Source organism: Streptomyces griseosporeus (assembly GCF_014656055.1).
GTDB classification, from domain to species: Bacteria; Actinomycetota; Actinomycetes; order Streptomycetales; family Streptomycetaceae; genus Streptomyces; species Streptomyces griseosporeus.
This window is the reverse complement of sequence record NZ_BNBR01000002.1, coordinates 1,088,811-1,114,634: the sequence shown is the minus strand read 5'-3', so window position 1 is coordinate 1,114,634 and position 25,824 is coordinate 1,088,811. Positions and strand designations below refer to the sequence as shown.

At 71.8% G+C, this 25,824-nt stretch carries 27 protein-coding genes; 2 read left to right on the top strand and 25 right to left on the bottom strand.

What is annotated here, in order from left to right:
• Window positions 1–22: 22 nt before the first annotated feature.
• From IE308_RS14150 to IE308_RS14085, 14 genes are all read right to left on the bottom strand, one after another.
• The gene (locus tag IE308_RS14150) at window positions 23–3,697 is read right to left on the bottom strand and encodes a phage tail protein (RefSeq protein ID WP_190218161.1); all 3,675 of its coding nucleotides are present in this window, start codon (window positions 3,695–3,697) and stop codon (window positions 23–25) included.
• Window positions 3,687–4,055, bottom strand: a complete 369-nt coding sequence (locus IE308_RS14145; RefSeq protein WP_190218160.1) for a hypothetical protein — start codon at window positions 4,053–4,055, stop codon at window positions 3,687–3,689. The genes IE308_RS14150 and IE308_RS14145 overlap by 11 nt, the downstream gene beginning before the upstream one ends.
• Window positions 4,052–4,267, bottom strand: coding sequence for a sigma factor-like helix-turn-helix DNA-binding protein (locus tag IE308_RS14140; protein ID WP_190218331.1), 216 nt, complete (start codon window positions 4,265–4,267; stop codon window positions 4,052–4,054). The genes IE308_RS14145 and IE308_RS14140 overlap by 4 nt, the downstream gene beginning before the upstream one ends.
• A gap of 665 nt (window positions 4,268–4,932) precedes the next feature.
• On the bottom strand, window positions 4,933–5,580 hold the full coding sequence (locus IE308_RS14135) for a hypothetical protein (RefSeq protein WP_190218159.1): 648 nt from the start codon (window positions 5,578–5,580) through the stop codon (window positions 4,933–4,935).
• A 34-nt stretch (window positions 5,581–5,614) separates the two neighbouring features.
• Window positions 5,615–6,331 carry a hypothetical protein gene (locus IE308_RS14130; protein ID WP_190218158.1) on the bottom strand — a complete coding sequence of 239 codons (717 nt, stop codon included), beginning with the start codon at window positions 6,329–6,331 and terminating at the stop codon, window positions 5,615–5,617.
• Window positions 6,332–6,425: 94 nt separating this feature from the next.
• On the bottom strand, window positions 6,426–6,656 hold the full coding sequence (locus IE308_RS37460) for a WhiB family transcriptional regulator (RefSeq protein ID WP_373314503.1): 231 nt from the start codon (window positions 6,654–6,656) through the stop codon (window positions 6,426–6,428).
• Window positions 6,657–6,718: 62 nt separating this feature from the next.
• Complete coding sequence (locus tag IE308_RS14120) at window positions 6,719–6,931, bottom strand: hypothetical protein (protein WP_190218156.1); 213 nt, start codon at window positions 6,929–6,931, stop codon at window positions 6,719–6,721.
• 90 nt (window positions 6,932–7,021) lie between these two features.
• Entirely contained in the window at window positions 7,022–7,453 is a 432-nt protein-coding gene (locus tag IE308_RS14115) for a hypothetical protein (protein WP_190218155.1), read from the bottom strand.
• The gene (locus IE308_RS14110) at window positions 7,450–7,722 is read right to left on the bottom strand and encodes a DUF6253 family protein (RefSeq protein WP_190218154.1); all 273 of its coding nucleotides are present in this window, start codon (window positions 7,720–7,722) and stop codon (window positions 7,450–7,452) included. The genes IE308_RS14115 and IE308_RS14110 overlap by 4 nt, the downstream gene beginning before the upstream one ends.
• Window positions 7,723–7,907: 185 nt before the next feature.
• Complete coding sequence (locus tag IE308_RS14105; protein WP_229908863.1) at window positions 7,908–9,083, bottom strand: AAA family ATPase; 1,176 nt, start codon at window positions 9,081–9,083, stop codon at window positions 7,908–7,910.
• The gene (locus IE308_RS14100; RefSeq protein WP_229908862.1) at window positions 9,080–9,559 is read right to left on the bottom strand and encodes a DUF2742 domain-containing protein; all 480 of its coding nucleotides are present in this window, start codon (window positions 9,557–9,559) and stop codon (window positions 9,080–9,082) included. Before IE308_RS14100 ends, IE308_RS14105 begins: the two co-directional genes overlap by 4 nt.
• A 158-nt stretch (window positions 9,560–9,717) precedes the next feature.
• Window positions 9,718–10,011, bottom strand: coding sequence for a hypothetical protein (locus IE308_RS14095; protein ID WP_190218153.1), 294 nt, complete (start codon window positions 10,009–10,011; stop codon window positions 9,718–9,720).
• A 136-nt stretch (window positions 10,012–10,147) separates the two neighbouring features.
• A complete protein-coding gene (locus tag IE308_RS14090; RefSeq protein WP_190218152.1) occupies window positions 10,148–10,363 on the bottom strand; it encodes a DNA-binding protein in 216 nt (71 codons plus the stop codon).
• Window positions 10,363–10,599, bottom strand: coding sequence for a helix-turn-helix domain-containing protein (locus IE308_RS14085; RefSeq protein ID WP_190218151.1), 237 nt, complete (start codon window positions 10,597–10,599; stop codon window positions 10,363–10,365). Before IE308_RS14085 ends, IE308_RS14090 begins: the two co-directional genes overlap by 1 nt.
• Window positions 10,600–10,714: 115 nt before the next feature.
• Between IE308_RS14085 and IE308_RS14080 the strand changes: the two genes are divergently transcribed.
• Both IE308_RS14080 and IE308_RS14075 read left to right on the top strand, forming a co-directional pair.
• Window positions 10,715–11,551 (top strand): hypothetical protein, encoded by an 837-nt coding sequence (locus tag IE308_RS14080; RefSeq protein ID WP_190218150.1) that lies wholly within the window; start codon window positions 10,715–10,717, stop codon window positions 11,549–11,551.
• Window positions 11,552–11,584: 33 nt separating this feature from the next.
• Window positions 11,585–12,772, top strand: a complete 1,188-nt coding sequence (locus tag IE308_RS14075) for a site-specific integrase (RefSeq protein ID WP_190218149.1) — start codon at window positions 11,585–11,587, stop codon at window positions 12,770–12,772.
• Window positions 12,773–12,922: 150 nt separating this feature from the next.
• Here the strand turns inward: IE308_RS14075 and IE308_RS14070 are convergent, their stop codons facing one another.
• The 11 genes from IE308_RS14070 to bioB form a co-directional block, all read right to left on the bottom strand.
• Window positions 12,923–13,708 carry an SGNH/GDSL hydrolase family protein gene (locus tag IE308_RS14070; RefSeq protein ID WP_190218148.1) on the bottom strand — a complete coding sequence of 262 codons (786 nt, stop codon included), beginning with the start codon at window positions 13,706–13,708 and terminating at the stop codon, window positions 12,923–12,925.
• A 439-nt stretch (window positions 13,709–14,147) separates the two neighbouring features.
• Window positions 14,148–15,164, bottom strand: a complete 1,017-nt coding sequence (locus IE308_RS14065) for a hemolysin family protein (protein WP_110626716.1) — start codon at window positions 15,162–15,164, stop codon at window positions 14,148–14,150.
• Window positions 15,161–16,507, bottom strand: coding sequence for a hemolysin family protein (locus IE308_RS14060; RefSeq protein ID WP_110626715.1), 1,347 nt, complete (start codon window positions 16,505–16,507; stop codon window positions 15,161–15,163). The genes IE308_RS14065 and IE308_RS14060 overlap by 4 nt, the downstream gene beginning before the upstream one ends.
• Before the next feature lie 166 nt (window positions 16,508–16,673).
• Window positions 16,674–17,096: a GNAT family N-acetyltransferase gene (locus IE308_RS14055; protein ID WP_190218147.1), complete on the bottom strand. Its 423-nt coding sequence runs from the start codon at window positions 17,094–17,096 to the stop codon at window positions 16,674–16,676.
• Window positions 17,097–17,152: 56 nt separating this feature from the next.
• Entirely contained in the window at window positions 17,153–18,043 is an 891-nt protein-coding gene (locus IE308_RS14050; RefSeq protein ID WP_190218146.1) for an LLM class F420-dependent oxidoreductase, read from the bottom strand.
• A gap of 36 nt (window positions 18,044–18,079) precedes the next feature.
• Window positions 18,080–20,647 carry an ABC transporter permease gene (locus tag IE308_RS14045; protein ID WP_190218145.1) on the bottom strand — a complete coding sequence of 856 codons (2,568 nt, stop codon included), beginning with the start codon at window positions 20,645–20,647 and terminating at the stop codon, window positions 18,080–18,082.
• 4 nt (window positions 20,648–20,651) lie between these two features.
• Window positions 20,652–21,551, bottom strand: coding sequence for an ABC transporter ATP-binding protein (locus IE308_RS14040; RefSeq protein WP_229908861.1), 900 nt, complete (start codon window positions 21,549–21,551; stop codon window positions 20,652–20,654).
• A 175-nt stretch (window positions 21,552–21,726) separates the two neighbouring features.
• A complete protein-coding gene (locus tag IE308_RS14035; protein ID WP_190218144.1) occupies window positions 21,727–22,413 on the bottom strand; it encodes a class I SAM-dependent methyltransferase in 687 nt (228 codons plus the stop codon).
• Window positions 22,414–22,575: 162 nt separating this feature from the next.
• Complete coding sequence (gene bioD / locus IE308_RS14030; protein WP_190218143.1) at window positions 22,576–23,292, bottom strand: dethiobiotin synthase; 717 nt, start codon at window positions 23,290–23,292, stop codon at window positions 22,576–22,578.
• A 1-nt stretch (window position 23,293) separates the two neighbouring features.
• Window positions 23,294–24,574 (bottom strand): adenosylmethionine--8-amino-7-oxononanoate transaminase, encoded by a 1,281-nt coding sequence (locus IE308_RS14025; RefSeq protein ID WP_190218142.1) that lies wholly within the window; start codon window positions 24,572–24,574, stop codon window positions 23,294–23,296.
• Window positions 24,567–25,787, bottom strand: a complete 1,221-nt coding sequence (bioB, locus tag IE308_RS14020) for a biotin synthase BioB (protein WP_110626708.1) — start codon at window positions 25,785–25,787, stop codon at window positions 24,567–24,569. Before bioB ends, IE308_RS14025 begins: the two co-directional genes overlap by 8 nt.
• Between the last annotated feature and the right edge of the window lie 37 nt (window positions 25,788–25,824).

Here is a 25,824-nt window from a genome sequence, read left to right as displayed (position 1 = left end):
GCGAGGGCCAGCCCTCGCTCTCCTATCGGTTCCGTGGCGGCTTCAGCGTCGCGTCGATCGACCCGCGGGCACGGACCGCCTTGCGGCCCGTGTCCACCCACAGCTCGCCGAACTCGCGCTCACCGATCCGCACCTGAATCACCAGCGGCTCCCCGCCACCCGCCGACGCGGCCGCCGGCACCGGGCTCGGCACGCTCCGGCGCGGCGCGCTGGTGAGCATCGACGCCCACGCCTGCCGCTGCATGCGGCGTGAGTCCGGCCCGGACCACACCCGTGACCCCGAAGGCAGGTCGAGCAACTCCGGCTCGTGCTCGCCCACCCACGTCAGGCCGCCGCGCACTCCACCCGACGCGGCAGCTCCGACGATGCCGCCGGCCGCCTTCCTGCCGATGGCGCGGCTGATGGCCGTCTCCATTACCTTGGCCAGGTTGAGCATTGACTTCTCCAGGCTGTCCTGGCTGCGCTGAAGCTTGGCGACGAGCGCGTTCTGCGCCTTGATCGCAGCCCCGTACACCGCGTCTGCGGTCGTCGCCCCGGCCGCGCCGGCCGCGGACACGATCTGCCCCTGCAAGCCGTTGAGTGAGCGGATCTCCGACGACGATGCGCCCAGCAGGGCGCCCGCCGTCTCAAGCCCGCCGCCCTCGGTGCCTGCTTCGGCGATCTGCTGGAGGAGGTCGGAGCGCAGGCCCTTCGCCTTGAGGTCCTTCAGCGCGCCCGCAAACGAGGTGGCCTTGTCCCGGCTGGCGGTGAGCCCGGCCATGACCGTCGCCACCGTGACCGGCTGGCCGTTGTTGGCGCCGCGGGTGATGTTCGAGCTGGTGAGGATCCCGGAGCGCACCGTGTTCGACACCTGCGCGGCGCTGGACTTCAGGTCGTTGAGCTTCGACTTTGCGCCGTCGAGCGCCTTGGTCACGCTGTACAGCTGCCGCTCGTACTTGATGAGGCCCTTGCCCACGCCGTCCAACTGGCGCAGTAGGCGCGACTCGGTGCTGCCGTGCGTCGCCGCCTGGATCTGCCCGCGCACGCTGTTCAGCGCGGCCACCAGCGAGCCCATGTCCTGCTGGCTGGTCAGCCCCTTCTCAAAGCTGGTCATCGAGTAGCCGGCCATCCGGCCGAAGCCGGACACGCCCATGCTGCCGCGCAGGCCCGCGCGCGCCTGCTTCTCCGCGTCGGAGACCTTGCCGCCACCAGCCATGCGGGGCATCTCGATCTGCCCGTCGTTCAGCCGCTGGAGGAACTTCTCGCCGTACTTCTGGACGGCGGCGGCCTTGATGACGAACTCACCGTTGGACAGCCACGGCGCGAACACGTCATCGGACGTGCCGGTGCCGGGCCCCTGCACCAGACCACCGCTGGCGTACCGGAAACCGCGGCCTGTGTACAGCCCGCCCGTCGCACCGACCTGCTCATGCCGGGACTTCCCGCTGCTCGGCGGCTTGCCGCTGTAGGCGTACCGGGTCTCGACGGTGTGGTAGGTGAACGTCCGCGAGACCTGGCCGTTCAGGTTCTTGAGCGCCTTCGCCACCGCGCTGATCGATCCGAGGGCCTGGCCGTTCGCCGTGTACACCGCGGTCTTGCCGTCGGGGAGCTGCTTGGTCTTGAGCCCGACGGCCTCCAGCGCTGCGATCGCCGCGGCGTTCAGGGTGGAGACGTGCACTTCCTTCGCACCCGGCGTCTTGGTGATCTCCGTCTGGACATCCTTGAGGCCCTGAATCGCTTCGCTGGTCTCCGCCTTCACCAGGGTCTTGATGCTTTCCGGTGTGCCGAGGAGCGTGTTCACGAACTCCTGAGCCTTCTTCGTGTTCCCGTCGAACGCCTCCGTTGCGAGCCGCATCATCGAAGAGCGCAGCTCGTCGGACTTCTTCATCATCGAGCCCAGCGAGTCACCGGCGGCGATCGATGCAGCGATCATCTCGTCGTGCGCCTTCGCGGCCGCCGACATCGCCTCGCCGTTCTTCCGGCCCGCCTCAGTGTCGTCGTTGAGGGTGGCGCCGTTCTTCTTGAACGACTCGGTCAGGTCGTCAAGTCCCTGCTCGAAGGCGAGTTGCGCGTCGTACGCGCTGCGGTTGGCGTCGTTCAAGGCGAGGATGCTCTGGCGGAGCCCGTCGGCGGCGTTCTTCTGCGCCTCCAGCTTCGCCGACGTGTCCGCCGCCGCCTGCCCGAACACGCCCAGCGACTGCATCGCGTGCTGCTGCTCGTAGTCCGCGTCAGCCAGTGCGCTCTTGTAGTCGTCGATGCTGCCCTTGAGTGCCGCGAACTCCTCCGGTGAGAGGTTCTTCCCGAGTTCCTCAAGGGCCTTCGCGGCAACGTCGGCCTGGCCTCCCTTGACCAAATCTGCGAGGGCCTTGTCGAGGGAATCAATGTCCTCTTTCGCGTCCTTGACCAGGGTCGAGTCCGACCCCAGAAACTCGGCCCAGCCTTGCAGGAACCCGTCAAATCCCTTGGGGTCGAGACGCGAGAGGCTCTCACGCAGTCCCTCGAAGTCCGTGCCCCAGGCCCTCACAGACTCGCCAGTGTTCTTCCCGGTTTCGGCCAGTCCCTTGAGCGACGTCGTCACCTTGTTGATGTCGGGCGGCGTCTTCTCCGACATCGACGACAACATCCCGAGAGCAACGACGATGGCACCCACGCCGGTGGTGATGAGAGCGGCACGCGCGCTGATGCTCAGTGACATGAACGCTGCCTTCAGCCCTATCAGCCCGCCGCCCGCTGCCGCGGATGCCGCCTGCATCGAAGCGAGGGTTGAGCCGAACGCGGCCACGCCTGTGCTCAGAGCGGCGACCCCCGCGCCCGCGAGCCGCAGCGCCTTGAACGCAACGGCGAGCTGCATGACCGTGGCCACCAGCTCCGGCGGCAGCGCACCCACCAGCTTCAGCCCCGCATTGACCAGCGACAGCATCCCCGGACCGGCGTCGGCGGACGCCTCGACCAGCGTCATCACCGCCTCACCGAGGTTGCGCAAGGTCTCCTTGACGGCGGGCCCGTTCCGCTCGGCGAACTCCATGAACGTCTGCACCGCGCCGCCCCCACCCTGCCCCTCCGACAGGACGCGGGAGAAGTGGATGATGCCGTCGACCGCGTCCTTCAGCGACTCGGTTGCGAACGACGACAGCTTGTCGGCCACATGGTCCAGGCCCGGCGTGGTCATCGCCCCGCCGGCCACGGTCACCAGCCGGTCCAACTGGGTGGAGGCGCCCTGCACCATGGGGGTGAGCTTGGGGAGGAGCTGCCCCATGAGCGTGAAGCTCTTCTCGACCGGGCTCATGGTGAAGCCGGCCAACGAGTCGGACCACGCGTGGAAGTCGTCCTTCAGCGTGGCCAGAGCGGTCGCCGCGCGGGCCGTGGCCTGCGGCATGCCAGCCATGGTCCGCTGCCACGAGAGCTGCGCGGCGGCTGCCTTCTCCGAACCGCGCCCGTACTTGGCCACGGCGTCGGTGTACTTGTCCTGCGCCTTCGCCGCGTCGGACAGATTGCCGATCTGCCCGGCCGCTGCCACACCGAACGCCGCGAGCGCCGTCGTCGCCCCCGCAGCCTTGACCGCGACCGCGCCCATCGTCGCTGCGATCGGCGCCGCCGCCGTCGCGAGAGGGATCAGCGTGCCCTTGAGCCCCGCGACCTCGCCCTTCAGGTCACGGAAAGCACGCTGCGCCTGAGCCACATGGGCTTGGACGTGGATGTCTACGGAGTCACCGGCCATCGTCGGCCCCCTCGCCGCGCAGGAGCGCCGCCACCGCCGCGTCATCTGCCGGCGACCACTCGTCGCCGGAGACGAGCCCCAGGTAGGCGGCGGCCTTGAGGAAGTCGTTGTCACCCCACTGCGACGCGTCGAGATCGTGGCCGATCGCAGCACTGAGAGCCTCGATCAGACGCCAGACATCCGGTGCTCTGAAGTCGCCGGCCTGCGCCCGCTGCTGCGCCCGGCGGTACTCGTCTCCCGTGTAGCCCGGCAGGACCACCTCGACGGCCACGCCGGGGCTGCACTCGACGCGCACCGTCACCTTGCCCGCGCCCGCAGGACGCTGCCTGCGCGGCTTACGGGCCTTCTTCCGGCTCACCGGGCCTCCTCCGTCTGGAAGGACTTCACGAAGCCGTCCAGCAGCCGCAGCCGCACCTTGCAGATGTCCGCCCGCATCTCCGGGCGTTGACGCCACCGGCGCACCGTCCGGCCAGACGCGCCGACCAGCGGGCCTATCTCCTCCGTCGGGAGGCCCATCGCCAGCAGCACCGCTGCCCGGGACCGCGGGGGGAGTTCGTCGAGTTCGCTCATGACCATTTTTGGTCACCTCCTACAAAGATCGTAGGAGGCTGTGCAAGTCGAGATGCGGAAACGTGCTGCCGGCATTGGCGTATTCAGACAATGGCGTTACGGCTGTGAGTGACAGATTCCTGAGACTCGATGTACCGTTACGGCTATGGGTGAGAAAACGTGCGCAGTGTGTGCCACTGAGTTCGCCGATCAGCCCGCCTACCTCATGCAGGGGGCACAGTGGGGTCGGCGCCGCTGGGGGCGCGCACTCCTGCTGATCTGCCGGGACTGCCACGACAACCGCCGCGGCTACTGCAACGACGACCACAAGGCGCTGCCTGTCCGGTGGACTGGACTCGTCGGCCGCGGCAAGCCGATGCCCGCCACCCTCTGCACAGCCTGTGGCCTGCAGGTCGTCCGCAACGGCGACCCCCTGCTGAGGCGTGTCACGTGCTCGCCGTCCTGCAGCACGTCCCTTACCCGTAGCCGTAACGGCGGCAAGGGGAGCGGCGCCCCCTGCGAAACGTGCGGGGAACAGATCGTCACCGGCCGCGCGGACTCCCGGTACTGCTCGCCCCGCTGCCGGCAGAAGGCATTCCGGCAACGACAGTCACACGCACAGGCGTGACGAACGGCGCCCGGCCCCTCCCCGCAGGAAGAACCGGGCGCCGCCCACAACCGAACCCCTAGCGGGCCCTCCCCTCCCGCACCGTGGCAACCACCTCCTCACGGCCCCTGCCCGCCGTGGCGCCCCCATACGGCAGCACGGAGAGCCTGGCGAGCGGATGCCGCGGCCACCGCTCCAGCACCAGATCCCGCAGCACGTCGGCCAGCACCCCGCCCGCATCGATCAGCGGCCACTGGCGCCCCGCGATCCATGCCGACCCGTCCAGATGAGCGCCCGTCTCCTCGCCCTCCCGCGTCAGCAGACCACGCTCGGCCAGCTTCCCGCCCGCCTCACGCACCGCACCGTCGAACTCCCCGAGCGCATCGAGCGCGCGCCCCATCGCCGACGCCGCCCCCAGCACCGCGGCCACAGCCGCCGCGCGCGCGTCCACCAGCCGCTGCACGTCACCCGCCATGGCCTCGGCAGCCTCGCGACCCGCCGTGGCACGCACCTCGCGCGCCGCCTCCTGCTGCTGCCATTCCTCACGCAGCAGCCGCGCCCGAACCGCCGCGTGATCCGCAGCCTCCACCGCCTCCTTGTGCCGGTCGTACGCCGTCCGAGAAGCGCGATTCGAGGCGTACCCCCGCTCCGCCTCCCGCAGCTCTCCCTGCGCCCGCTCAGCCGCCCGCTCGGCCTGCTCCAGATCCTCGATCGTCACCGCGACCATGCCGTCCACCTCCTCGTGCCGTAGCTCGCCCTCATCACTTCGCTGCCCGCTGCGCCTGGAGGGCGTTCACCGCCCGCGGCAGCTCCGGGAAGTCCAGCCGCTCCGGCGCCGGCAGACCGGAGAGCAGCCCGTCCTCACGGTTCTCCGGGACCAGGCGCCCCGTGTTGTACTCCAGCAGGCCCACCGCCGGGCACGGGTGCGGAAGCCGAGCCGCGGCCACCCGATGCACCACGTGCATCAGCACCGCCTGCGAGCCAGCCGACTCGTACACGGCGCCGCGCGCCTTCACCACGCAGTCGAAGAACCGCGCCGCCCCACCCGACTCACCATCCAGCCCCAGGCCGGCACCCGCCAGCACCCCCGCATGCCGCTCCACGGCCGCGTCGTACCCCTCGGCCTGCTTCATCAGGTCGACGAGCGCCTTCTGCGCCGCCTCCGCCGCATCCTCCAGCCGGCCGCGCGCCGCCTTCAGCTCCTTCCCGGCCGCCGCGATCTCCTTCGCCGCCGCCTTCTCCAGCTCCTCCCTCGTCGCCGCCGAACGCTCCGCCTCCACCTGAGCGTCGTACGCCTCGCGCAGCTCCCGCGCGTTCACCCGGCACTGCGCCACCCGCTTCAGCGCCGCCGCCAGCTCCGTCGACTTCACCGTGCTGTTCGGCGACTCCATGAGCGCCTCCTCAGCAGCCGCGCGCACCCGCTCCGCCTCAGCCACCTCGGCCTCAGCCTGGGCCACCATCTCCGCCGTGATCGTCATCTTCCTACCTCCGTTACTCGTTGAACCGATCTACCAGTAACCGGGTGGACACACGTCCGCCCGATCCCTTCACCCGCTCCAGCCCCGCCCCGCGCTACGCCGCCGGCAACTCCGCCGCCGCCCGCCCCCGACGCAGCGACTCCCGCTCCCGCCGCGTCGTCCCGCCCCACACCCCCCACAACTCCGGCCGCCCCAACGCGTACACCAGACACGGCTCCAGGTACGCACACCCCGCGCACAACTCCCGCGCCTGCCGCGGCCGCAACCCCTCCACAAACCACGCGTCCGGATCATCCCGACACGGCAGCCGCTCCCGCGCCTCCATCACAAAGTCCGGGATCCCCAGCGACAGCACCGGCCGCGCCCCCGCGAAGTTGTGCCCGCCGCTCACTGCGCGCCCTCGCTCAGCCGCCAGTTCATCCCCAGGACCGCCACCCCAGCGGCAACGAACCCCGCCGTCGTCGACCACGTGAACGCCGCCGTAGCCAGCAACCCCAGACCGACCGCATCCAGCAGCACCGACCGCACCCGCAGCAACGCCTCCCCCACCGCCCGCCACCGCACCAGCCCACGCCCCCGACCGCCGCGCACCGTTCTCATGCCGTCACCCACCTTCCTGCCATCACCCGACCGACCCGACGAACCGGGCCACCTTCCACCACGGAGCCACCGCCCACGCGGAACCACGGTCTACGCGGAGCCATCAGCATCCGGTCCTCCCTCGCCGGACTGCCCGGCCGCCGGTCGACAGCCGAGGGGCTTGAGTGGCGCGGCCAGCATCCGGCGGACCGCGCTGGCGATCAGACGGGCGTTGTCCGCGTCGGCCTGCGTGGGCGGCACCGTGGAGACGAGGCCCGTGTCGAGGCCCGCGATACCGTGGCCGGTGCGCAGTTGGGCCAGGCACGCGGCCAGGTAGCCAACCGGTCCGGCGATCTCCTCGGCGGTGAGGTCGTTGAGAGCGCCGCGACGAGCACCCTGGTGCCGGAGCTTCTGCGCGTGCCGGGCCGCGAGGCCGCGCTGCCGGGCCTCGGCCAGCTCCTGCCGGCGCTGCTTGTCCGCCTCGCCCTTGGCGCGCGCGGCCGCGATACGGGCCTGCACCTGCTGCTCGACGTGGCTGGTCATGCGGTGCCTCGTTGCGCGGTGCGGGCGGGACGGATGGAGTAGAGGGCGAAGTTCTCCCACTCCGTCTCGGTCATGTACCGGTAGAAGTTCGGAACTTTGCTGGCCAGGGCAGTCTGGCCGTTCGCGTTGACGTAGTGGCCGACGAGCCGTCCGTCGTCGTCCACCGTCCATGCGATCAGGGAGCGCGGGTGGTAGCGCGTTTCGCCGGTCGATGTGTCGAGGCCCGTGAAGACAGCGAGGTAGCCGTCTGCCGGAACGAGATCGGGCATTGGGTGTCTCCTGTTGCTCGTGGGCCTCACGGTTCCCCTCCTCTTAGAGGAGGGGGGAACGTGAGGGTCCCTGGCCGTGAGGGTCCGTGAGGGTAAGCGTGAGGCTGTGAGCTGGGCTTTTTGTTTCCGCGTGAGGGTCCGTGAGGGGTGCGTGAGGGTCGGTCGCCGTGAAGGGTGCGTGAGGGTCAGCGTGAGGGTCCGTGCGTCCCGTCGGGCGCGGCCGGATACCAGCGCGCTGGATCGCTCGGGGTGGTCGAACCGACCTTGATGAGCAGCCTCTGAGAGACCAGCTTGTCCAGCTTCCGGCGCGCCTTCTCTCGCTGCGCGGGGGTGGGCTTCTTCGTCTCGAACATCGCCTCGGCGGCAGCCGCGGCCGTGAGTCCGTGAACGCCTCCGATGCGCGCCATGTCCACCAGGTCAGCGCTGTGCCGCACGGTGGTGATACCGCTCTGGTGCTCATGGATGAGCTGCAGGGGGCCGACCTCGTCCATCGGCTGCTTCAGGTGCCGGAAGGTGACCACGGGATCGCCAGCCTCACCCCAAAGCATGATCACAGAACCTGCCCCGGCCGTAATCCATACCGACCCGTACACGTCGGCAAGGGTGTTGGGCTCACCACCGTTCGCGCCGGCCTTCTTCACGTGGTGGTTCTCCAGCACCTGGACGCCCTCGGCGAGCGCCTTCTGCCGGGCACGGTTGTAGCCCGCGCCCACCTCGTCGCTGGAGATGCCGAGGGCGCCATCCTTGATGGAGTCGACGAGGACCGTGTCCGCCCCCGCCTTGTCGCACATCGCGGCGAGGATGTCGGTGCGCTTCGCGAGGTCGTACGGTGGCGGCCCCTCCCACACGACGAGGTGTTCGTTCAGGTAGTCCTCGTCGTCAGCGCCGAAGATGCGACGGCCAGCGCGGCGGAACTGGGCAGGTCTGTCCATGGCGAGGATCAGACACTTCTTGCCCGGCTGTACGGGCAGACCGAGGACCGTCTCTTGGAGGCCGAGTCGCGCGCGGATGAGCTGCGTGGCGATCGTTGTCTTGCCCACACCCTGGGGTCCTGCGAGCACCAGCGCCTCACCCTCGGCCCACAGCACCTCGCCGTCACGTCCCCAGATGGCCGGAGGTGCGTCGAGCGCCTGCAGGAAGAACGAGCCGCCAGGCTTGAACGCCTTGGGGAGGACGTCCTGTTCGGGTGCGCTCTCTATCGCAGCGTGCACGTCCGACTCGGCTCTGACGCCCGCAGCCCAGGCGGGTTCACGACTGCCTTGCTGGCACTCGACGTGTTGGCATGGCATGTACTGGTTGTGTCGCTCGCAGCGCGGTCGGTCGCCCGTGAGCTGTGCCATCAGGCCGAGGGCCTCGGTCATGCCGCTGCCTCCGACCTCTTGGTGTCGATCTGCCGGCCGTTGGCGAGGCGGCGGTACCAGCCGGGGCGCCCAGGGATCGCCACTGGCGGCCAACCCTGGGTGGCCTGGACCGGGCGCTGCGGCCTCGGCTTGGCGAGCGCGTCCAGCTCGGCGATCGTCTTCCGCTGGGCGAGCGGCGCGCGCGGGGTGGACGCCTCCTTGAACCACTGGACGACGTCGTCGCCGTACCGGCGCCACATGTCGGCGGCCTCGATGACGGAGAGGTTGTCGTGTCCGTGCAGGCGCCACAGCTCGGCAGCTACGACGATCGCAGCGCCCTTCCGCGGGTCGGTGCTGGGCAGTCGCTGCCATTCCGGTGAGCCGTAGGCGGGCGGGTCGTCGTGCCCGTCGAGAAGTTCGGTCACCCGGGCGGACGCCCACAGTGCCACCGCATCCGGGGTGTCGCCGCGCTGCGGGGCGGGGCGGAGTTCGTTCACGTTCGATGTCCTTGCCGAGGGGCGGCCGGCTGGGGAACCGGCCTGCGGTCGGGAACGGCGTGCACGGGGGTGGCGGAGCCGTGCACGCGACGGTCAGTAGGCCGGGCACCGCCCGACCGCGAGGGCCGGGCGGAGTCGGCGGGGGGTCTGTCGGGTGGTCACGCCCGGACCTGGGGGGCGACGCCCATCCGGTACTGCTGCAGCTCCCTGATGAGACCCGCGGCGATGGACGCCGCCTTCTCCGGCGAGTAGTGGCCGGGCAGCGTCTCCTGCATGGCCTGGTCGACGACGTCCGGCAGCTCGGCGACGAGCCGGTTCCAGTCGACGCCCTTGGTGGTGTCCGCCGGGGTGATGTGCTCGGGGTGCTCGCGCGCCGGCTCGGGGATGTAGGGCAGCGCACGCCCGGTCGGCGTGGTGTCCATGGTGGGGATGGCCCTAAGCTGGTGAGACATGACGTCTCCTCTCGAATGAGATGACGGGCCCCGGGTCTGCTTGGCGGTAGATGGCCGGGGTCTCGTCGTTGGTGGGGCGTTCAGGCCCGGTCGCTGGCGCTGGTACCGCCGACGGCCGGGCCGTCTTGTGTGTGCGTCAGAGGGCTTCGAGGAGCCGGACGAGCGACGCGGTGACGACGCGGTGCCGCTGGCCGAAGCTGAGGACCGCGACGGGCGATTCGCCGCGCTTGATCAGCTCGTACAGCTGCGACCGGCTGCATCCGAGGGCGAGCGCCGCACGGGTCACCTCGACCGTGGCCGGCCACTTCTTCACCTCGGTGAGCGTCGGCTGCGCGGTCTTCTTCGCGGCCATCAGTCGGCGCTCCGAAGGGTGCGGATCGCAGCGACGTAGCGCTCCAGGTGAGAGCCCTTCGGCGTGCGCGCGCCGCTTTCCCAGTTGCTGATCGCCTGCCGCGTGACACCGATAGCTTCGGCCAGTTCCCCCTGCGAGAGGCCTGCCGCCTGACGAATTGCCCGCCGCTCCTCGGGTGCCGGAAGGTCCTGATGAAGGAGCATGCGAGCCCGAACGCGTAGCGCTGTGGCTGTCATGTGGCCAGCTTGGCAGACCTGGGGAGTTGAAGTCAACCAGGCGTGCAGACCTGGTGAACCACGTCAGCAGTGCTGGTGTGTTGACCTGGCGTTGCGTTCTTGTCATGCTCGACCGGTGACTACACCGACACCCCCCACGACCGATGGGCCCGAAGAGGTCCACATCAACGCGATCGCCGACGTTGCCGCCGCAGCCAGCCAGGCAGAAGGTGCCGTTGTGGCGACGTTCGAGGCCCGTCCAACGTCTGGTGATTGGTTGGCGAGAGGAGATATCGCCCGAGGGGCTCAAGGGCTGGTGATCTCCAGGGTGGAACTGCAGGCCGTAGACCGGACAGGCAGTGGCATCACGGGCAGCCTGCTGCGGCGTGTGCAGGTGGGAGACATCCTCCACCTCGCGCGCGCAGTCGTCGCCCGGGCTGCGCAGTCCAGCGAACCAGTGCAGAGCGTCGAGTCCCCAGCTCCCCGACCGCGGCGAAGCGGAGGCCGCTCCGCGCTAAGCGAGGATCTTCTCCGCAGTGTCGCCGTTGCGTACCTCGCCGAGACGGCTCCCGGCCGTCCTGCCGGCGCCGTCAAGCGGATGGCCACCGAGTTTGACCGGCCAGAGGAAACCGTCCGTTCGTGGATCGCCCGCGCCCGGAAGGCAGGATGGCTCGGCCCGAGCGTAAAGGGCCGGGCGGGCGCCGAGCCGGGGCCGCTCTTGCGAGACCTCACACCTGAGGAGTTCGCGCGGATCTTCCCGGAGGGCTATCAGGCGCCACCGGAGAGCGTCGCCGAGCTGGCCGCGGGCTTTCCCGCCATGTCGCCGGAGCGGCAGCGTGCGGCTTCCGTTGCGTGGTTCACGCCAGAGCGGCAGGCGGAGAGTAATCGCCAGGCCCTCGCGTGGGAGCGCGAGCAGCGCGAGGCGGAGGCGCACGGGTCTGAAGCTGAATCACCTGAGGGCGAGCAGCAGTAGAAAGCGATCCCGCAGGAAGGGAAGGGGGAGGGCGTGGCCGAGATCAAGAAGATCACGCTGAAGAACGGCACGGTCCGCTACCGCACCGTCGTCGACGCCGGCCGCGACGAGAACGGCAAGCGCATCCAGCTCACCATCACCAAGGACACGAAAAAGGAGGTCATCGCCGAGCGCAGCCGCATCCAGCACCAGCGCTCGGCCGGAACGCTGATCATTCCCAGTGCGATCACGCTGGGGGAGTGGCTCGACCAGTGGCTGGAGTACAAGCGGCGCGACGTCGAGGAGACGACGATCCGCACCTACCGGCTCGCCCTGGTCCACGTGTACGACCGCATCGGTCACGTCCGACTGCAGGAACTCACCGAGGACCAGGTGAAGGACTGCATCGACGACGTCGTGGCCAACGGCCGCCGCAAGGGCGGCGAGGCCGGCACCCGGCTTGCCGTGTCCACCGCCGAGGGCGTCCTCACCCGGCTGAAGGAAGCGCTCGGCCGGGCCGTGGCGCGCAAGCTCATCGCGACCAGCCCGGCGCAGTACGTGCGAATCAGCCTGGCCGACAAGAAGGCCGACAAGCGCGAGCGTCCCAAGGCTCGGCCCTGGACCGTGCCCGAGGTGCAGCGGTTCATCGGAGGTATCGAGCGGGACCGCCTGTATGCCCCGCTGCTGCTGTCCCTGATGGGCCTGCGGCCGGCCGAGGTGGTAGGCCTGCGCTGGTCGGATATCGACTTCAAGCTCGCCACGCTGGAGATGACCAACACCCGCACGATGATCGGCAACGTGAAGGTGCTGGAGAAGGACGCCAAGACCGCGGCCGGCGAGCGCGTTCTGCCGCTGCCGTCCCGGGCCTTGGACGCGCTGAAGAAGTTCAGGGCTCTCCAGGCCCGCGAGAAGCTGGCAGCTGGCGAGGGCTATACGGACTCGCCGTACGTCGTCGTGGATCAGCTTGGCATCCCACGGAACACCCGCCACCTGCGCGAGCACGCGTACCGGCTGATGCGGGAGCTTGAGATGCGGCAGGTTCGCCTGTACGACGCGCGGCACTCCTGCCTGACGTACCTCGCGAACGCGGGGGTGCCGGACCACATCCTCGCGGCTTGGGCCGGTCACACGAACGCGAGCTTCACGAAGCGGAAGTACGTCCGCCCGGACGTCGAGGATCTGAGGGCCGCGGCGACCGCGTGGGACAGCTTCCACGGCGGAGATCAAAAAGCCCCTGTGTGAGAAATTGTGAGACAGGGACTGTCGTCGACCATGCAATACGGCCACTGACCAGCACAAACGAGATTGGCAGTAGAACAGTGACCAGATTCTACTGGCGATTCGTGCAGGCCAGCGCCACGGCCCGGTTCGGCGGAAGCTACGAGACGGCCGTCACTCGGTGGTGTCCATGAGGTACGGCAGCAGCTCCGGGCGCTTGGCGGGGCGGCCGTCGCCCGAGGAGCGGCCGGTCAGCCGGCGGCCTATCCACGGCAGGAGGTGCTGGCGGGTGAAGCGGACGTCGGCGACGCGGCGGGCGACCCAGCCCGGCGGCAGCGCCGGGGGCGGCGCGACGTGCCAGTCGGGGTCCTCCGCCTCGTACCCGAGGGCCTGCCACACCGCCTCCGCGACCCGGCGGTGGCCCTCCGCGGTCAGGTGCAGCCGGTCGACGTCCCACAGCCGCGGGTCGCTGAGCGCGGGCGCGCCGTACAGGTCGACGACCAGGGCGTCGTGCCGGGCGGCCAGCTCCTCCACGCAGGCGAACAGCTCCTCCATGCGCGGCCGGAACCGCTCCAGGACCGGGCCCTGGCGGCCCGGGCTGCGCATCAGCACCAGCTGCTTGCACGCCGGCGCCAGCTGCTCCACGGCCTCCGTCAGCAGGCCCTTCACCCGGCCCATGTCGCACTTGGGCCGCAGGGTGTCGTTCAGGCCGCCGACCAGCGTGATCACGTCGGCGCCCATGGCGGCGGCCACGCCGACCTGCTCCTCCACGATCTGCCCGATGAGCTTGCCGCGCACGGCCAGGTTGGCGTACCGGAAGCCCGGGGTGCGGGCGGCCATCCGGGCCGCGAGGAGATCGGCCCAGCCGCGGTAGGAACCGTCGGGCAGCAGGTCCGACATGCCCTCGGTGAAGGAGTCACCGACGGCGACGAGGCTGGTGTGGGCGGGGTTCGTCTGCATGGCGCCCCCGATGCTATCCGACCCGCCATACCCAGCGGTCGGTCACCCCGGGACGCCCTTGCCGACCACCCCGGCCTCCGGTCCGCCGGGCGGCGATACGACGCCGCCCGGCCGGACGGCTACGGCCCCGGCCCGCTGGACGGCCGGGGCTCCGGCCTGCCGACCGGCACCGGCTCGCCGGACGGCCAAGGCCACGGCACCGCCGACCGGCATCGGCACCGACCCGCGCGACGGCCCTGGCACAGTCACGGCTCCGGCCCGGCCGACCGACTTTGGCACCGGCCCGCCGACCGGCATCGGCCCAGGCCCGCCGGACGGCCCTGGCCAGGTCACGGCCCGGGGCCCGCCGAACGCCCATGCCACCGGCCCGTCGGCCGACCACGGCACCGATCCGCCGGACAGCTCGGCCACGCCCAAGGGTCGGGCCCAGCCGGCCCTCCTACAACGCCGGCTGTCCGAACAGCTCCCGCAGGACGTCCTCCATTGTCACCAGCCCGGCCAGCCGTCCGTCCTCGCCCAGCACGGCCGCCACATGGGTGCGGCTGCCGCGCATCGCGGTGAGGACGTCGTCCAGGGGCGTCGTCTCCCTCACGCGTGCGATGGGGCGCATGTCCCGCAGCCGGAACGGCACGTCCCGCGGGGCGGCGTCCAGCGCGTCCTTCACGTGCAGGTAGCCGACGATCCGGCGGCCCTCGTCGACCACCGGGAAGCGGGAGAACCCGGAGTCGGCCGACAGCCCCTCCAGCTCCTCCGGCGTGACGCCCACACGCGCGTACACCACTCGCTCCAGCGGGAGCACGACGTCCCGCACGGGCCTGCTGCCCAGCTCCAGCGCGTCGTGCAGCCGCTCTCGGGCCCGCTCGTCGATGAGCCCCGCCTCGCCCGCGTCCTTGACGATCTGCGCCAGCTCGGCGTCCGAGAAGGTCGCCGTCACCTCGTCCTTGGTCTCGATCCGCATCAGCTTCAGCAGCGCGTTCGCGAACGCGTTGATCGCGAAGATCACCGGCTTCAGCGCCCGCGACAGCGTCACCAGCGGCGGACCCAGCAGCAGCGCGCTGCGCACCGGCTCGGCGAGGGCGATGTTCTTCGGCACCATCTCGCCCAGCAGCATGTGCAGATAGGTGGCGAGGGTCAGCGCGATCACGAAGGACACCGCGTGCCCGGCGCTCTCCGGCACGCCGACCGCGTGGAACACCGGTTCCAGCAGGTGGGCGATGGCCGGCTCGGCGACCACACCGAGGACCAGCGTGCACAGGGTGATGCCGAGCTGGGCGGCGGCCATCAGCGCGGAGACGTGCTCCAGCCCCCACAGCACGCTCCTGGCGCGCCGGTCGCCCGCCTCCGCGTGCGGCTCGATCTGCGAGCGCCGCACCGAGATCAGCGCGAACTCGGCGCCGACGAAGAAGGCGTTGACGACCAGGGTCGCCAGGCCGATCAGCAGCTGTACGGCGGTCATCGGCCGGCCTCCTTCATGTCCTCGCCCCGCTTCTCGTCGTCCAGCGGCGCGTGCAGCAGCACCCGGGCCGCCCGGCGCCCGGAGGCGTCGACGACGTCCATGCGCCAGCCGGCGACCTGCACGCGGTCACCGACGGCCGGTATACGGCCCAGCTCGGCGGCGACCAGGCCGGCCAGCGTCTCGTACGGCCCCTCGGGCGGCCTGAGGCCGACCCGGGCGAGCTGGTCGACGCGGGCGGCGCCGTCCGCGGAGAACACGGCGCGGCCGTCCTCGTCGGTGCCGGCCGGGGCGAGGTCGGGTGTCTCGTGCGGGTCGTGCTCGTCGCGGACCTCGCCGACGACCTCCTCGACGATGTCCTCCAGCGTGGCCACGCCCGCCGTGCCGCCGTACTCGTCGATGACGACGGCCATGGTGCGCCGGCCGGACAGCCGGTCCAGCAGCCGGTCGACCGTGAGGGACTCGGGGACGAGCAGCGGCTCGCGCATCAGCTCGCCGACCGGCACCCGCGGGCGCTGCTCGGCGGGCAGGGTGAGCACGTCCTTGATGTGCGCGGTGCCGACGACGGTGTCGAGGTTCCCGCGGTAGACCGGGAAGCGGGACAGCCCCGTCGCGCGCGTCGCGTTCGCCACGTCCTCACAGGTCGCCTGCTCGTCCAGGGCGATGACCTGCACGCGCGGGGTCATCACGTTCTCCGCGGTCAGGTCGGCGAGGTTGAGCGTCCGGACGAACAGCTCGGCGGTGTCCGCCTCCAGCGCGCCCTCCTTCGCGGAGTGCCGGGCGAGTGCCGCCAGCTCCTGCGGGCCGCGCGCGGAGGCCAGTTCCTCGGCGGGTTCGATGCCGAGACGCCGTACGAAACGGTTGGCGGTGTTGTTCAGGTGGGTGATGAACGGGCGGAAGACGGCGCTGAACCAGCGCTGGGCGTTGCCCACGGTCCGGGCCACCGCCAGCGGCGAGGAGATCGCCCAGTTCTTCGGCACCAGCTCGCCGACGACCATCAGGAACACCGTCGACAGCGCCGTGCCCAGCACCAGCGCCAGCGAGCTCGCGGTCGACCGGGAGATGCCCAGCGCCTCCAGGGGCCCGGCGATGAGCTTGGCGATCGACGGCTCGGCGAGCATGCCGACCACCAGGTTGGTCACCGTGATGCCGAGCTGGGCGCCGGAGAGCTGGAAGGTCAGGTTCCGTACGGCCTTCAGGGCGCCCGAGGCGCCGCGCTCGCCGCGCTCCGCGGCCCGTTCCAGCTCGCTTCGTTCGACCGTGGTCAGCGAGAACTCGGCGGCCACGAAGGCGCCGCAGGCGAGCGACAGCAGGATCGCCACCAGCAGGAGCAGCACTTCGGTCATGGGGTCACCTCCGTCCCATGATCGGGCAGGACAGAATGGACCGCGCGGTGTCGCGGACTGGGAGGCTCGCCCATGGGCGGACGCTCACAACCTTTCATCGGAGGGTCGAGTGTCCCTCCGATGGTAAAGGATCGGCAAAGAGATCGTGCAGGGGGGGTCGGCCGGTTCAGCCGAGCGGCTTCACCCAGCGCCGCCAATGCTCCTCGGGCGCGTACCCGGCCGCCCGCCAGGCGTGGTGCGCCCGCTCGTTGTCCACCAGCACCATCGCGTCCCCGCGCCGCCCGCCGAGCCGTACGAACCGCTCTTCGGCGGCGGCCAGCAGCGCCGTGCCGATGCCCCGGCGGCGGTGGTCCGGACGCACGGCCAGCCGGTAGAGGTGGCAGCGCCAGCCGTCGAAGCCCGCGATCACCGTGCCGAGAAGCTCCCCGTCCCGCTCGGCCAGGATCAGCGCCTCGGCGTCGCGCTCGACCAGCCGCTCCACCCCGGCCCGGTCGTCGCTGATGCTCGTGCCCTCGGCCGCGGTCCTCCAGAAGGCCAGCACGGTGTCGAGGTCGTCGGGCGTCGCGGCCCGTATCCGCAGATCAGACATGTAGTGATCACATCACCTCCGCCGGGCCGGGACGCCGAATTCCACGATCCGGACGGTCACCGTCCGCGCAGCGCGGCCATGACCGGGGCGAACGCCTCCATCGACGGCTCCAGCACCGTCAGATAGGTGAACCCGTAGCGCTTCCGCTGCGCCAGCACCTGCTCGACGATCTCCTCCTCGGTGCCGACCAGGAAGATCGGCAGCTCCAGCGCCTGCTCCAGGGTGAGATCCGGCTGCCGCTCCAGCAGCGGACGCAGCGCCGCCTCGCGGTCACCGGTCACCGTGACCTGCTGGACCAGCAGGTTCAGCTCCGCGGGCCGGGCGCGCCCGGCGGCCAGCTGCCGGTAGCGGGCCATGCGCTCCTCCAGCCGGTCGGCGGGGACCGGCGCCAGCTTTCCCGTCGTACTGCCCGGCACGGGATACGCCCCCGCGAACGCGGCGATGTCGGCGTGCTCGGCCGTCAGACGCAGCATCCGGTCACCGTTGCCGCCGATCAGCAGCGGCACCCGCGGCTGCTGGGCCGGACGCGGGCGGAACTCCGGCGAGCCCAGCAGCCGCTCCAGTTCCCCGACGGTGCGCCGCAGATGGTCGACGCGTTCGCCCGGCGAGCCGAACGGCAGCCCGGCGCTGTCGTGCTCGGCCCGCACGTACCCGGCGCCCAGGCCCAGTTCGAGGCGCCCGCCGGTCAGCGCGTCCGTCGTCGCCACCTCGCGGGCCAGCAGCGCCGGGTTCCAGAAGCCCGCGTTCAGGACGAAGGTGCCCAGCCGCGGGCGCTCGGTGACGGCCGCCGCCGCGACGAGCGCCGGGAACGGCGCGGCCATCCCCAGATGGTCGGGGACCAGGATCACGTCGTAGCCGAGCTCCTCGGCCCGGCGGCACTTGGCGCGCCACGCGTCACCGGGGGCGGGGTCGAGCAGGTTGACGCCGAAGCGGAACGGAAACGACACGAACTCTCCTCACAGCCAGGGGACTTCGCGATTCCATCACTCGTGCGCGATCGCCGCCAGCACGTTCATCCGGGACGCGCGCAACGCCGGCAGCAGCGCCGCCGCCACCCCGACCACCGCCGAGCCGATCACCACCGCGACGATCGTGCCCCACGGGACCGCCAGCGCCTTCATGCCCTGCAGCGCCAGCACCTGCTGGGTGCACACCCCCCACACCAGGCCCAGCGCAAGGCCCAGCACCGCGCCGAACACCGCGATCACCACCGACTCCAGCCGGATCATCCGGCGCAACTGCCGTCGCGCCAGCCCGATCGCGCGCAGCAGCCCGATCTCACGGGTGCGCTCGACGACCGACAGGGCGAGCGTGTTGACCACGCCGAGCACCGCGATGACGATCGCCAGCCCGAGCAGCGCGTACACGAGGTAGAGCAGGACCGCGATCTGGTCGTGCACCAGCTCCTTGTAGTCCGCGAGGTTCCGCACCTGCACCTGCGGATACGGCTCCAGGGTGCGCTCCAGCCGGGCCCGCAGCGGGTCGGCGCCGGTGCCGGGCGCGGCGTTGACGTACAGCGCGGAGTCCTGGCCGCCGGGGATGTACTTCTCCACGGTGGCGAGGCCCAGGAACATCCCTCCCCGCGTGCCGAACCCCTCGGCCTGGTCCTGGTCGGTGAGCGCGCCGACCGTCAGCCGCGCCGTCCGGCCGCCCGGGAACTCGACCGGGAGCACGCTGCCCGGCCGTACGCCGTGGTCGCGGGCGAACCCGGCGTCCATGGCCAGGTGCCCGGCGGCGAGCGCGGCGGCGGAGTCGCCCGCGGTGTAGGTGACATGGGCGACCTCGTCGAGCCGCGGGTCGTACCCGGTCGCGGTGGTCTCCAGGCGCTCGCCGTCGGGCAGCCGTACCGCCAGCGGCGCGAACCGCTGCCGTACGACAAGGCCGACGCCGTCCGTGCCGCGGACCCGGTCGGTGATCTCCTGGGAGAACGGCACGAAGTTGGCGTTCTGCACGACGAAGTCGGCGCCCAGCGTCCGGTCGATCTGCTGATCGAAGGACTCCGACATGGAGGCACTGGCCACCGACATGCCGCCGACCAGGGCGAGGCCCACCATCAGCGCGGCGGCCGTGGCGCCGGTGCGGCGCGGATTGCGCAGGGCGTTGCGCTGACTCATCCGCCCGACGGAGCCGAACAGGGCCGGGAAGGCCGCGCCCAGCACCCGGATCACGGGCCGCACCAGCAGCGGACCCGCGATCACCGTGGCGATCAGCGTCAGGACCACGCCCAGCCCGAGCAGCGAGGCCGCCGACGCCGTCCGGGTCGCGACGGCACAGCCCGCCAGCGCGGCCGCCCCCACCGCCCCCACGACGCCGCCCACCACCGCACGCGTCCGCAACGGCCGCCCCACGCCCGCGATCTCCGCGTCCTGGAGGGCCGCCATCGGCGACACCGCCGCCGCGCGCCGGGCGGGCAGGTACGCCGCGACGAAGGTGACGCCGACCCCGACGACATACGCCGTCACGGGCGTCCCCCAGCCGACGACCATCTCCGTGGTCTTCAGGTTCATCCCGAACACGCTCATCAGCCGGATCAGCCCGATCGCGAGCCCGATCCCGGCCGCGAGCCCCACCGTGGAGCCGACCACGCCCAGCAGCACCGCCTCGGTCAGCACCGACCGGCGCACCTGCCGCCGGTCGGCACCCAGGGCGCGCAGCAGCCCCAGTTCCCGGGTGCGCTGCGCGATGAGCATCGCGAAGGTGTTGACGATCAGGAACACGCCCACCAGCACGGCGATCCCGGCGAAGCCCAGCATCACGTACTTGATCACGTCGAGGAAGGTGCCGAGCTGCTCGGCGGCCGACTTGGCCCGTTCGCCGGCGGTCTTCAGCACGTGGTCGCCGTCGCCGAGCGCGGCCGCGATCCGGTGCTTCAGCTCGGTGTCGGTGACGCCCGGCTCGGCGGTCGCCGAGATGCTCGTCGCCCGTTCCGCGGCACCCAGCACCTTCCGCGCCGCGACCGAGGAGTCGAGGTAGACGAGCGCCGCGCCCGGGTTGGTGGTCCTGAAGGTGGCGATGCCGACGATCCGGACCCGGAAGGAGCCGGGCTGGGCCAGCACGGTGAGCGTGTCGCCGATCCCCAGGTGCTTCCGGCCGGCGGTGTCGGCGTCCAGCAGCGCCTCGCCGGGGCCGTGCGGGGCGTGGCCCGAGCTGAGCCGCACAGGGCTGCGGTCGGTGACGTGCCAGTCCCGGGCGATGGTGGGACCGCCGGTGGTCGAGCCGACCAGGCGGTTGCGGGCGTCGACGACCGTGATGTTGTCCACGGACACGTCCGCGTGCGCCGACGCGACCCCCTCGACGGACGCCACCCGCGCGGCCAGGGCGGCGGGCACCGTGCGCACCGCGCCCGACGGCAGCTGCGACTCCAGGTCGTCCTTCGGCTCGACCGTCACATCGGCGGCCGTGGAGGCGAAGAGCCGGTCGAAGGTGCGCGCGACCGTGTCGGAGAAGATCAGGCTGCCCGCGACGAACGCCACGGACAGGACGACGGCCAGCGCGGACAGCGCCAGCCGGCCCTTGTGGGCGAGGAAGCTGCGGAGGGTCGCCTTCAGCACCGGATCAGTCTTCCGCCACCTGGCCGCGTACGCCGTCCGCCGGGCCCCGTGCGCCGTCCTCCCGGCTCCGTAGATCGTCCTCCCGGATCTGTGCGTCGTCCTCCCGGATCTGTGCGTCGTCCACCTGGCCGCGGACGACGTCGAACCGTTTCATCCGCTCCAGCACCGCCTCCGCCGTCGGCCGCGGCATCTCGTCGACGATCCGGCCGTCGGCGAGGAAGAGCACCAGGTCGGAGTGGGCGGCGGCGCCCGGGTCATGGGTGACCATCACCACCGTCTGCCCCAGGTCGTCGACGGCCTCGCGCAGGAAGCCGAGCACCTCCAGACCCGCCCGGGAGTCGAGATTGCCGGTCGGCTCGTCGGCGAAGATCAGCTCGGGGCGGGAGGCCAGCGCCCGCGCGCAGGCGACGCGCTGCTGCTGACCGCCGGACAGCTGCGCGGGCCGGTGCGTGAGCCGGTCGCGCAGCCCCAGCGTGTCGATGACCTGCTCCAGCCACGCCGGGTCCGGCTTCCGGCCGGCGATGTCCATGGGCAGGGTGATGTTCTCCAGCGCGTTCAGCGTCGGGATGAGGTTGAACGACTGGAACATGAACCCGATCCGGTCCCGCCGCAGCCGGGTCAGCTCCCGCTCCCTCAGCCCCGTGATCTCCGTGTCGCCGAGCCACACCCGGCCGGCCGAGACCGAGTCCAGGCCCGCCAGGCAGTGCATCAGCGTGGACTTGCCGGAGCCCGACGGCCCCATCACCGCGGTGAACCGGCCGCGCGCGATGTCCACGTCCACCGCGTCCAGCGCCAGCACGGTCGTCTCGCCCTGGCCGTAGGCCTTGGTCAGGCCGCGGGCGCGGGCCGCGGTCCCGTCCGCCGGGGGCGGCACGGGGGCGGGCCGCACAGCAGGTGAGGACAAGGCTGCCTCCTCGCTCGGACGGACGTCGTGACCGTCGGGACTGCGTCTCCCGCCCGAGCGTAGTGTGACCGCGCCCACACCCGGTATCCGTCCCGGGGACGACACCCCGCACGGCCGCGCCGCGAGGCGTCCGTCTACGGCAGCGCCGAGGAGCCGCGCCGGTGGACCCTGTGCGTCACGCCTCGTCCGGGGGCCGCCAGGCCGTGCCCAGCACGCAGTAGGAGCTGGGCAGCGCCGGTCCCGTCTCCGGCATCATGACCCGCCGGTACGGGCCCAGCTCGAAACCGGCCGCGCGTACGGCGGCGACCGGGTCCCGGGCCACATGGCAGCCGCCGGTCAGCCGCGGCCACACGGTCGCGTCCAGCGCCTGCTGCGTGGCCCGCATCGCCCGGCCCCCGCCGCGGCCGTGCTCGAAGAACCGCACGACCCCGCCCGGCCGCAGCACCCTCCGCACCTCGGCCAGCGCCCGCGGCACGTCCCGCACGCTGCACAGCACCAGCGAGACCACCGCCGCGTCGAAGGCCTCGCTCTTGACCGGCAGCGCCTCCGCGGCGCCCGGGGCCACATCGACGGGCACGTCGGAGCGCAGAGCCGCCTCCACCGCCAACTGCCGCAGGTGCCGCTCGGGTTCGATCGCGACGACCTCCGAGACGGTGGGCGGGTAGTGGGCGAAGTTCAGCCCGTTGCCCGCGCCGATCTCGATCACCCGCCCGGCCAGCCCGGCGAGCAGCCGCTCGCGGATCCCGGCCATGCCCGCGCGGGTCTCGGCCTTCACGCTGACGCGGGCGTAGAAGCGAGCGAACAGCGGATGATGTACGGCATCCCGCGCCGCCTTACCGGAACCGGTGGACCGAATCGGCATGGGGACCTCCTCAGCGGGACGGGTCTTACGCCGATTCTCCCCCGGACGGGCCGCACGCACCCCCCCGCTGTCGCGGACCGGGCGGCCCACACCCGTCCCGCAGGCCGTCTCCGGTACCGAAGCCCCGTAGCGCAGGTCACTCCGGTACCGGAATCCCGTCCCTCAGCCCGTCTCCCGCGTCCGGAACGCCTCCGCGTCCCAGCTGCCGTCCAGGCGGGGCGAGAGCCAACCCGGTGCCGCCGTGCGGAAGGCGGCGGGGGCGAGGGCGCCGGCGCCGGACGGCAGGGCGCCCAGCAGGGGAGCGCCGGCCACCTCCGGCAGATCGGCGAGGTTGCAGCGGCAGGCCAGGTCCGGCTCGTCCGGCCAGCTGCCGATCACCACGCCCAGCAACTCCAGCTCCCGGCGCCGCAGTTCACGGGCGGTCAGCTCGGTGGTGTTGAGGGTGCCGAGGCCCGCCGTGGCCACGACCAGCACGGGCGCGCCGAGCAGCCGGGCCGCGTCGGCGAGCGTGCCGCCCGCCTCGTCGAAGCGGACCAGGAGCCCGCCCGCGCCCTCCACCAGCACCAGGTCGTGGTCGGTGGCCAGCTTGGCCGCGGCCTCGGCGACCTCCTGCGGGTGCACCGGCTTCATCCCGGCCCGCCGCGCGGCGGTGTTCGGCGCCAACGGCTCGGGGAACCGGGCCAGTTCGGCCGTCGTGACGGCCCCGGCCAGCCGCGCCACCTCGTCGGCGTCCCCGCGTTCGTCCGGCCGTACACCGGTCTGCGCGGCCTTCAGCACCGCCACCGAACGGCCCGCGGCCAGCGCGGCGGCGGCCACCGCGGCCGTCGTGACCGTCTTGCCGACCTCGGTGCCCGTGCCCGTGATCACCAGTACCGACATGTCATCCCTCCAGTGCCGCCGCGCACACCGCGCGCGCGATCCGCGCCACGTCCTCGTCGCCGGTGACGTACGGCGGCATCGTGTACACCAGGTCGCGGAACGGCCGCAGCCACACGCCCTCGCGCACGGCCGCCCGGGTCGCCGCCCGCATGTCCACGGGGTGGTCGAGCTGGACGACCCCGATCGCGCCGAGCACCCGGACGTCCTTCACGCCCGGCAGCGATGCCGCCTCCGCCAGCCCCGCCCGCAGGCCGGACTCGATGCGCGCCACCTCGCCCCGCCAGTCCTGGGCGAGCAGCAGCCCGATGGACGCGCAGGCCACCGACGCGGCGAGCGGGTTGCCCATGAAGGTCGGCCCGTGCGCCAGCACCGGCACCTCACCCTGCGAGATGCCGTCCGCCACCCGCGGGGTGCACAGCGTCGCCGCCATCGTCAGATAGCCGCCGGTGAGCGCCTTGCCCAGGCACATCACGTCCGGGGTGACGCCCGCGTGCCCGGCGGCGAACAGCTCGCCGGTGCGGCCGAAGCCGGTGGCGATCTCGTCGAACACCAGCAGTACGTCGTGCGCGTCGCACGCCTCGCGCAGCACCCGCAGATACGCGGGGGAGTGGAACCGCATCCCGCCCGCGCCCTGCACCACCGGCTCGACGATCACCGCGGCCAGCTCGTGCGCGTGCCGCGCCAGCGTGTCGCGCATGTGGCCGGCGTACGCCTCCTCGTACTCCGCGGGCGGCGCCTCGGCGAACACCTGCCGGGGCAGCACCCCGGACCACAGTTCGTGCATGCCGCCGTCGGGGTCGCACACCGCCATCGGCTGCCAGGTGTCGCCGTGGTAGCCGCCCCGCCACGTCATCATGCGGCGCTTCTCGGGGCGGCCCAGCGAACGCCAGTACTGCAGGCACATCTTGACCGCGACCTCGACCGACACCGAGCCGGAGTCGGCGAGGAAGACGTGCTCCAGGCCGTCGGGCGTGAGGTCGACGAGCAGTTTCGCCAGCCGCACGGCGGGCTCGTGGGTGAGCCCGCCGAACATCACGTGGCTCATCCGCCCGAGCTGGTCGGTCGCGGCCTCGTTCAGCACCGGGTGGTTGTAGCCGTGGATGGCCGACCACCACGAGGACATCCCGTCGACCAGCTCGCCCGAGCCGTCGGCGAGCCGCAGCCGCACCCCGCTCGCCGACTCCACGACGAGCGGTTCGGCCTGCCCGGGCATCGGGCCGTACGGGTGCCACACGTGCCGCCGGTCCAGCTCCAGCAGCTCGGACACGTCAAACTCAGGCATTGGGCGCGAGGTCGGTGCCGGCACCACGGCGGCGTACGGCGACCAGGTCGGTGCGCGGCTCGGCGGCCGACGGCGCGGCAGCGGCCGTACCGCAGATCCCGCCGCCCTCGTGCGAGCCGCAGCCCGCGCCCTCGTGGGAGCCGCAGCCGGCGCCCTCGTGCGCGCCGCACCCGGCGTCGGCGTGCGAGCCGCAGCCGCCGCCCGCGTGCGCCCGGTGCTCCGGCAGGGTCACCTCGCCGGCGCCCTCCACCTCGAACCCGGCGTCCGCGATCATCTCCAGGTCGGCCTTGCCGGCCTGGCCCTCGGAGGTCAGGTAGTCGCCGAGGAAGATGGAGTTGGCCAGGTGCAGCGCGAGCGGCTGCATCGAGCGCAGGTGCACCTCACGGCCGCCGGCGATCCGCACCTCCACGTCCGGGCAGACGAACCGGACCATCGCGAGGATGCGCAGGCAGCGCTGCGGGGTGAGGTTCCACTCCTTGGCCAGCGGCGTGCCCTCGAACGGGATGAGGAAGTTGACCGGGACGGAGTCCGGGTCCAGCTCGCGCAGCGAGAACACCACGTCGACCAGGTCCTCGTCGCTCTCGCCCATGCCGGCGATCAGCCCGGAGCACGCCGACAGACCGGCCGCGTGCGCCTTCTGCACGGTGTCGACGCGGTCGGCGTAGGTGTGGGTGGTGGTGATGTCCCCGTACGTCGACTCGGACGTGTTGAGGTTGTGGTTGTAGGCGTCCGCGCCGGCCTCGCGCAGCCGTTCGGCCTGGCCGTCGGAGAGCAGGCCGAGGCAGGCGCACACCTCGACGTCCTCATTCTGCTCCTTGATCGCCTTGATGGTCTCCGAGACGCGGTCCACGTCCCGGTCCGTCGGTCCGCGCCCGGACGCCACCAGGCACACCCGCTTGGCACCGCCGGCCAGCCCCGCGGCCGCGGCCTTGGAGGCCTCGTCGGGCTTGAGCCAGGTGTACTTGAGGATGTCGGCCTTGGAGCCCAGCCGCTGGGAGCAGTAGGAGCAGTCCTCGGGACACAGCCCGGACTTCAGGTTGACGAGGTAGTTGAGTTTCACCCGCCGGCCGAACCAGTGACGGCGCACCTTTCCGGCCGCGGCCACCACGTCGAGCAGTTCGTCGTCGGAGGTCGCGAGGACGGCGAGCGCCTCCTCACGGGTCGGCTGCTCGCGCCGCAGCCCTTTGTCCACCAGCGTGTTCAGCAGGTCCATGGGATCCGATCCTGTCCTACGCGAGGGCCCCCGGCCA